This is a genomic window from Neisseria sp. GT4A_CT1 (assembly GCF_000227275.1).
Classification (GTDB): Bacteria; Pseudomonadota; Gammaproteobacteria; order Burkholderiales; family Neisseriaceae; genus Neisseria.
This window is the reverse complement of record NZ_JH164967.1, coordinates 351,191-357,057: the sequence shown is the minus strand read 5'-3', so window position 1 is coordinate 357,057 and position 5,867 is coordinate 351,191. Positions and strand designations below refer to the sequence as shown.

The window sequence follows — 5,867 nt, the reverse complement described above, 5'->3', positions numbered from 1 at the left end:
CTGATGCGTCTGACGCGGGTTGGCGATGATCACGGCTATGCCTGCGCGGTGGATGGCTTTGGCGGCGGGAATTTCGAGACCGCCGGTGCTTTCCATGACGACGAGGGCGACGTTGTGTTTTTTAAGGTATTCGATAGTATGGGCGATACCTTTGGGGTTGTTGGTTTCGGTTTTGGTTTTGGTTTTAGACAAAGACGAAACGGCGATGACGAAGTTTCGTTTGGCGATGTCGATGCCTGCACAGTTGTATTGGGTACTCATCATAAACCTGCCTTGCATTCGGTTGTGTTGTCTGGCAACTGTCCGGTTGTGTCGATGGGTTGCCCGGCCGCTCCCTGAGCTACGCAACGGTTGTTTGCCTTGGTCGGATGCGGGTGGCGGCGGGCGGTTTGTTGCTATGATACGGGTGTTTCGATATACAAGGTCGGATTCTTGAATCCGACATTATCAGGACATTTATCGGATACAAGTATCCGAATACAGCCTCTAAAGGTCGTCTGAAACTTAAACCGCCATCCCGTTTGAACGCATCAGACGTAGCGTGCTTTGCCCGCGAAAACCAAAGACGTAGGTCGAATCCGACGTTATCAGGGTATTTGTCGGATACGGGTATCCGAATACAGCCCCAAAGGTCGTCTGAAAACTTAAACCCCCATCCCGTTTGACCTCAACAAAAACGACAACCCCATCCCACCTGGAGAATCGAAATGTCCAAACTGACCCCCCGCGAAATCCTGAGCGCCGGCGCAGTCGTGCCCGTCATGGCGATTGACGACTTGAGTACCGCCGTCGATTTGTCCCACGCCCTTGTCGAAGGCGGCATCCCCACCCTCGAAATCACCCTGCGCACTCCCGTCGGCCTCGACGCCATCCGCCTGATTGCCAAAGAAGTGCCCAACGCCATCGTCGGCGCGGGTACGGTTACCAATCCCGAGCAGCTTAAAGCCGTTGAAGACGCAGGCGCGGTTTTCGCCATCAGCCCAGGTTTGCACGAATCCCTCGCCAAAGCCAGCCACAACAGCGGCATCCCCCTGATTCCGGGCGTAGCCACTCCGGGCGAAGTCCAACTGGCTTTGGAACACGGCATCGATACCCTCAAACTCTTCCCTGCCGAAGTCGTCGGCGGCAAAGCCATGCTCAAAGCACTCTACGGTCCTTATGCCGACGTGCGCTTCTGCCCGACCGGCGGCATCAGCCTCGCCACCGCGCCCGATTACTTGGCGCTGCCCAACGTCTTATGTGTCGGCGGCTCATGGCTGACCCCGAAAGAAGCCGTGAAAAACAAAGACTGGAACACCATCACCCGCCTCGCCAAAGAAGCGGCGGCGTTGAAACCCAAAGCCTGATGCTTTAAAAGGTAAGCCATAGAATCCATCTTGTCCGCCTGTTAAGGCGGGTCAAGTAAGGCAAAGGTCGTCTGAAAATCCGATTTTGGATTTTCAGACGACCTTTTGTCATGCATCCAAATAAAAAATGCCATGCCGCGATTCCGTATTTAATCCGCTGTAATTTTCTACCGCGTTGGATGAGGACAAGGCAACGCCGCAGGGCTTAAAGCCAGCCTGCCATATTCCCTGCCTTAATCTGCCATACTAAAGAGGTCGTCTGAAAATCCAAAATCGGTTTTTCAGACGACCTCTTCGGTTCAAGATGATCCTGTTTCAAATTTCAAAACTGTCTGCTTGGTCAGCCTTGCGTATCATGCCTGCGGCGACGGTGTGGTTGGTGGCTTCGTCTATCAGGATGAACGCGCCGAGGGCGTGGTTTTCTTCGTAGGGCGCGGCGGCGATCGGCTGCTGGGTTTTGAGGCTGACGCTGCCGATGTCGTTGAGTTTGAGCGTGTCGGCGGATTCGACGCGGCTGAGGGTGTTCACGTCCAAAACGTAGGAAATCGCGCTGATTTTGACGGGGGTGGTTTGGGTGGTGTGTTTCAGCAGGTATTTGCGGCGCAGGTTGAGCGGGATGTCGTCGAACCAGCACAGCGCGGCTTGAAACTGCTGTTCGGGCGCGACGGGGCTGTCGGCGGCGGCGATGCTGTTGCCGCGCGAGATGTCGAGGTCGGTGTCTAGCGCGACGGTCAGCACTTCGCCTGCTTCGGCAGATTCGGTTTTACCGTTTGGATTGTAGATTTCGGCGATTTTGGCGGTATGTCCGCTAGGTAGGACTTTGATTTCGTCGCCTGTTTTCAGACGGCCTGCTTCCAGCCTGCCTTGATAGCCGCGGAAGTCGTCGCTGCTGCTGCCGTCTTGCCGTGCGACGCGCTGCACGGGGAAGTGGGCGGCTTGGTCGGCGGCGTTTTGACGGTTGACGGGCAGGCTTTCGAGTAGGGGTAACAGCGGTAAACCTTGATACCACGGGGTTTGGCTGCTGGCGTTGACGATGTTGTCGCCTTTTAACGCGCTGATGGGCAGGAAGTGGATTTGGGCTTGGAGGCCGATTTGTTCCACCAGCTTGCGGTAGGCTGCGGTAATGGCCTGATATTTGGTTTCGTCGAAGTCGAGCAGGTCGAGTTTGTTGACGGCGACGATGATGTTAGGGCAGCCCAAGAGTTTCAGAATCGCGCTGTGGCGTTTGGTCTGTGGCAGGAGGACGGGTTCGCTGCCGGAAAAATCGACGCGCGTTGCGTCTATCAAGACGATGGCGGCATCGGCGGTTGATGCGCCCGTTACCATGTTGCGGGTGTATTGTTCGTGTCCGGGCGTGTCGGCGATGATGAATTTGCGCTTGGGCGTGGCGAAATAGCGGTAAGCGACATCGATGGTGATGCCTTGTTCGCGTTCGGCGGCAAGACCGTCGGTGAGGCTGGCGAAGTCGGGCGTTTCGCCGTTTTCGGCGGCGCGGTTGAGTTTGTCGAGCTGGTCGGTCAGCAGGGTTTTGCTGTCGTAGAGCAGGCGGCCGATGAGGGTGGATTTGCCGTCGTCGACGCTGCCGGCAGTGATGAAGCGCAAAAGCGGGGCGGTGGTTGCGGTCATGGTTCTTTCCTTAATTCTCGGATTGCTCGTTACTTTAATGAGGTCGTCTGAAAATGGGAAAGAATGCTTGGTTTTAAAAAAAGATGATTTCGTTATATTCGGGCGGTTTCTTTCGGGCGGCGTCGGCTTCCCGCGTTTGCCAGAAAACCCGCTTAAAGGTAAAATCCCGTATTCCAACATGGGTACTGCATCATGACTAAATTTATTTTCGTAACCGGCGGCGTCGTATCTTCACTCGGAAAAGGTATCGCCGCCGCTTCTATTGCCACCATCCTCGAATCGCGCGGTTTGAACGTGACCATGCTCAAGCTCGACCCCTATATCAACGTCGACCCCGGCACCATGAGTCCGTTCCAGCACGGCGAAGTGTTCGTCACCGACGACGGCGCGGAAACCGACCTCGACTTGGGACACTACGAACGTTTCATCAACGCCACCATGACCCGCCGCAACAGCTTCAGCACGGGGCAGGTGTACGAAAACGTCATCGCCAAAGAACGCCGCGGCGACTACCTCGGCGGTACGGTTCAAGTCATCCCGCACATTACCGACGAAATCAAACGCCGCATCCACGAAGGCGCGGCGGGTTACGATGTCGCCATCGTCGAAATCGGCGGTACGGTCGGCGACATCGAATCGCTGCCGTTTTTGGAAGCCATCCGTCAGATGCGCAGCCAGTTGGGACGCAACAACACTTTGTTCGCCCACTTGAGCTACGTCCCCTACATCGCCGCCGCAGGCGAAATCAAAACCAAGCCGACCCAGCATACCGTTAAAGAAATGTTGAGCATCGGTTTGCAGCCCGACATCCTGATTTGCCGCATGGACAGGAAAATGCCCGCGGACGAACGCCGCAAAATCGCCTTGTTCTGCAACGTGGAAGAGCGCGCGATTGTCGGCAGCTACGACGTGGACAGCATCTACGAATGCCCCGAAATGCTGCACGACCAAGGCATCGACAACATCATTACCGAGCAGTTGCAGCTGAACGTACAGCAGGCGGATTTGACCGCGTGGAAAAAAATCGTCCATGCCATCAAAAATCCGAAACACACCGTCAAAATCGCCATGGTCGGCAAATACGTCGATTTGACCGAATCCTACAAATCGCTGATCGAAGCCTTGAAACACGCGGGTATCCACACCGAAACCGACGTGCAAATCACCTTCGTTGACAGCGAAAACATCGAGAAAAACAACGGCGACGTTTCCATGCTCAAAGACATGGACGCCATCCTTGTTCCCGGCGGCTTCGGTTCGCGCGGCGTGGAAGGCAAAATCGCCGCCGTGCGTTATGCCCGCGAAAACAACGTGCCGTACCTGGGCATCTGCCTCGGTATGCAAATTGCGCTGATTGAATACGCCCGCGACGTCGCAGGCTTGAAAGGCGCGAACTCTACCGAGTTCGACCTCAAATGCGCCGCGCCCGTCGTTGCTCTGATTGACGAATGGCAAACCGCCGACGGCAGCGTCGAAACCCGCGACGAATCCGCCGATTTGGGCGGCACCATGCGTTTGGGCGCGCAAGAGGTTGAATTGAAAGCAGGCAGCCTTGCCGCCAAAATCTACGGCAGTGAACACATCCGCGAACGCCACCGCCATCGCTACGAAGTCAACAACAACTACGTTCCTACGCTGGAACAGGCAGGTTTGGTCATCGGCGGCGTATCTGCCGGACGCGAACGCTTGGTCGAAACCATCGAACTGCCAAACCATCCTTGGTTCTTTGCCTGCCAGTTCCACCCCGAGTTCACCTCCAACCCGCGCAGAGGTCATCCTTTGTTTACCGCGTTTGTCAAAGCTGCGTTGAACAATAAAAAAGGCTGATGCCCGACAAAAGGTCGTCTGAAAAGAGAAAAAGCACCTCGATTGGGGTGCTTTTTTGTGTTGGTATGGCGATGTTTTGAGAAACCGGGCATCAGCCGTCTTTTCAGACGACCCGCAAGGAATGTTCAATCCTGTACGTCTTCAGGTTTCCAGCCGGGTTCCGGTTTCCAGTCGGGAGAAAGCGGTGCGCCTGCGGGCTGTTTGTAGCGGTTGTACATAAACAGATACTGGGTCGGGAAGCGGCGTATCCAGTATTCGGTGTTTTCATTGATAATCTGCGCGTCGTGTTGTTTGTCGCCGTTCAGCTCGCCGCGCATAGACTCGATGTGCAGCACAAATCCTTTGCCGTTCGGCAAACGCTCGCCGCAGAAAAACAGCGCCTTTACGCCCTTGACTTGTGCCAGTTTGCCCGCCAGCGTCATGGTGTAGGCGTATTTCCCGAAAAACGGCACCCAGACGCCGTCGCCGCCTTCTTCGGGAGAGGGGGCGTGGTCGGGCAAGACAATCGTGGCTTCACCGGAACGCAAAGCCTTAATGACTTGTTTGACCCCTTGAATATTGGTGGGGGCGGTTTTTCCTTTGCCGCGAACGCGCCCCGCCTGCATGACGGAATCCAAGGCTTTGATTTTGGGTGGTTTGTACATGGCAGTCAGCGGGAACGGAAGCTGCTGGCTGATATAGCGTCCGGCGAGGTCGTAGCTGCCGATGTGCGGGGTAATAAACAACAGTCCTTCTCCGGCGTCCAAAGCCGATTGGACATGCTCCCAGCCGTGCACTTCTTTAAACAGCGTTTCAATGCTTTCAGGTCGTCTGAAAAAGGCCACGGGCAATTCCAGCCCGCCTTTCGCCGTTTCACGGAAAACGGCTTTGACTGACGAAGGCTCGGGATTCAATCCGGCAAGCCGCATATTGTCGAACACACGCTGCCGGTCGCTTTTGAGCAGATAATAGCCCAAGCCGCCCGCCGCATTCCCCAGCGCGTGTAGAAGCGGCAAAGGCAGCGCCGCAAAGCATTTAAACAAAAAAGTGAGCAGGATTTGCATAATAGATTGATGAGATGGAACGGGG

The 5,867-nt window shown here is 55.7% G+C and carries 5 protein-coding genes; 2 read left to right on the top strand and 3 right to left on the bottom strand.

What is annotated here, in order from left to right:
* Nucleotides 1-261, bottom strand: a 261-nt coding sequence (locus tag HMPREF1028_RS08460) for a transposase (protein ID WP_156798116.1), incomplete at its 3' end; no start/stop codon positions are given.
* Nucleotides 262-707: 446 nt separating this feature from the next.
* On the opposite strand from HMPREF1028_RS08460, the gene HMPREF1028_RS08455 reads away from it, so the two are divergent.
* Nucleotides 708-1,346, top strand: coding sequence for a bifunctional 4-hydroxy-2-oxoglutarate aldolase/2-dehydro-3-deoxy-phosphogluconate aldolase (locus HMPREF1028_RS08455; RefSeq protein WP_009312371.1), 639 nt, complete (start codon nt 708-710; stop codon nt 1,344-1,346).
* Between the two features lie 315 nt (nt 1,347-1,661).
* Here the strand turns inward: HMPREF1028_RS08455 and HMPREF1028_RS08450 are convergent, their stop codons facing one another.
* Complete coding sequence (locus HMPREF1028_RS08450; protein ID WP_009312370.1) at nt 1,662-2,972, bottom strand: GTP-binding protein; 1,311 nt, start codon at nt 2,970-2,972, stop codon at nt 1,662-1,664.
* A gap of 192 nt (nt 2,973-3,164) precedes the next feature.
* On the opposite strand from HMPREF1028_RS08450, the gene HMPREF1028_RS08445 reads away from it, so the two are divergent.
* The gene (locus HMPREF1028_RS08445) at nt 3,165-4,799 is read left to right on the top strand and encodes a CTP synthase (protein ID WP_003768576.1); all 1,635 of its coding nucleotides are present in this window, start codon (nt 3,165-3,167) and stop codon (nt 4,797-4,799) included.
* A 125-nt stretch (nt 4,800-4,924) separates the two neighbouring features.
* Here the strand turns inward: HMPREF1028_RS08445 and HMPREF1028_RS08440 are convergent, their stop codons facing one another.
* Nucleotides 4,925-5,842 (bottom strand): lysophospholipid acyltransferase family protein, encoded by a 918-nt coding sequence (locus HMPREF1028_RS08440; protein ID WP_036529480.1) that lies wholly within the window; start codon nt 5,840-5,842, stop codon nt 4,925-4,927.
* Between the last annotated feature and the right edge of the window lie 25 nt (nt 5,843-5,867).

What these genes read in the sequence shown, in the direction of transcription:
- HMPREF1028_RS08455 (WP_009312371.1), top strand. Translation starts at nt 708, where the DNA reads ATGTCCAAACTGACCCCCCGCGAAATCCTGAGCGCCGGCGCAGTCGTG.
- HMPREF1028_RS08445 (WP_003768576.1), top strand. Translation starts at nt 3,165, where the DNA reads ATGACTAAATTTATTTTCGTAACCGGCGGCGTCGTATCTTCACTCGGA.
- HMPREF1028_RS08440 (WP_036529480.1), bottom strand. Translation starts at nt 5,842, where the DNA reads ATGCAAATCCTGCTCACTTTTTTGTTTAAATGCTTTGCGGCGCTGCCT.
- HMPREF1028_RS08450 (WP_009312370.1), bottom strand. Translation starts at nt 2,972, where the DNA reads ATGACCGCAACCACCGCCCCGCTTTTGCGCTTCATCACTGCCGGCAGC.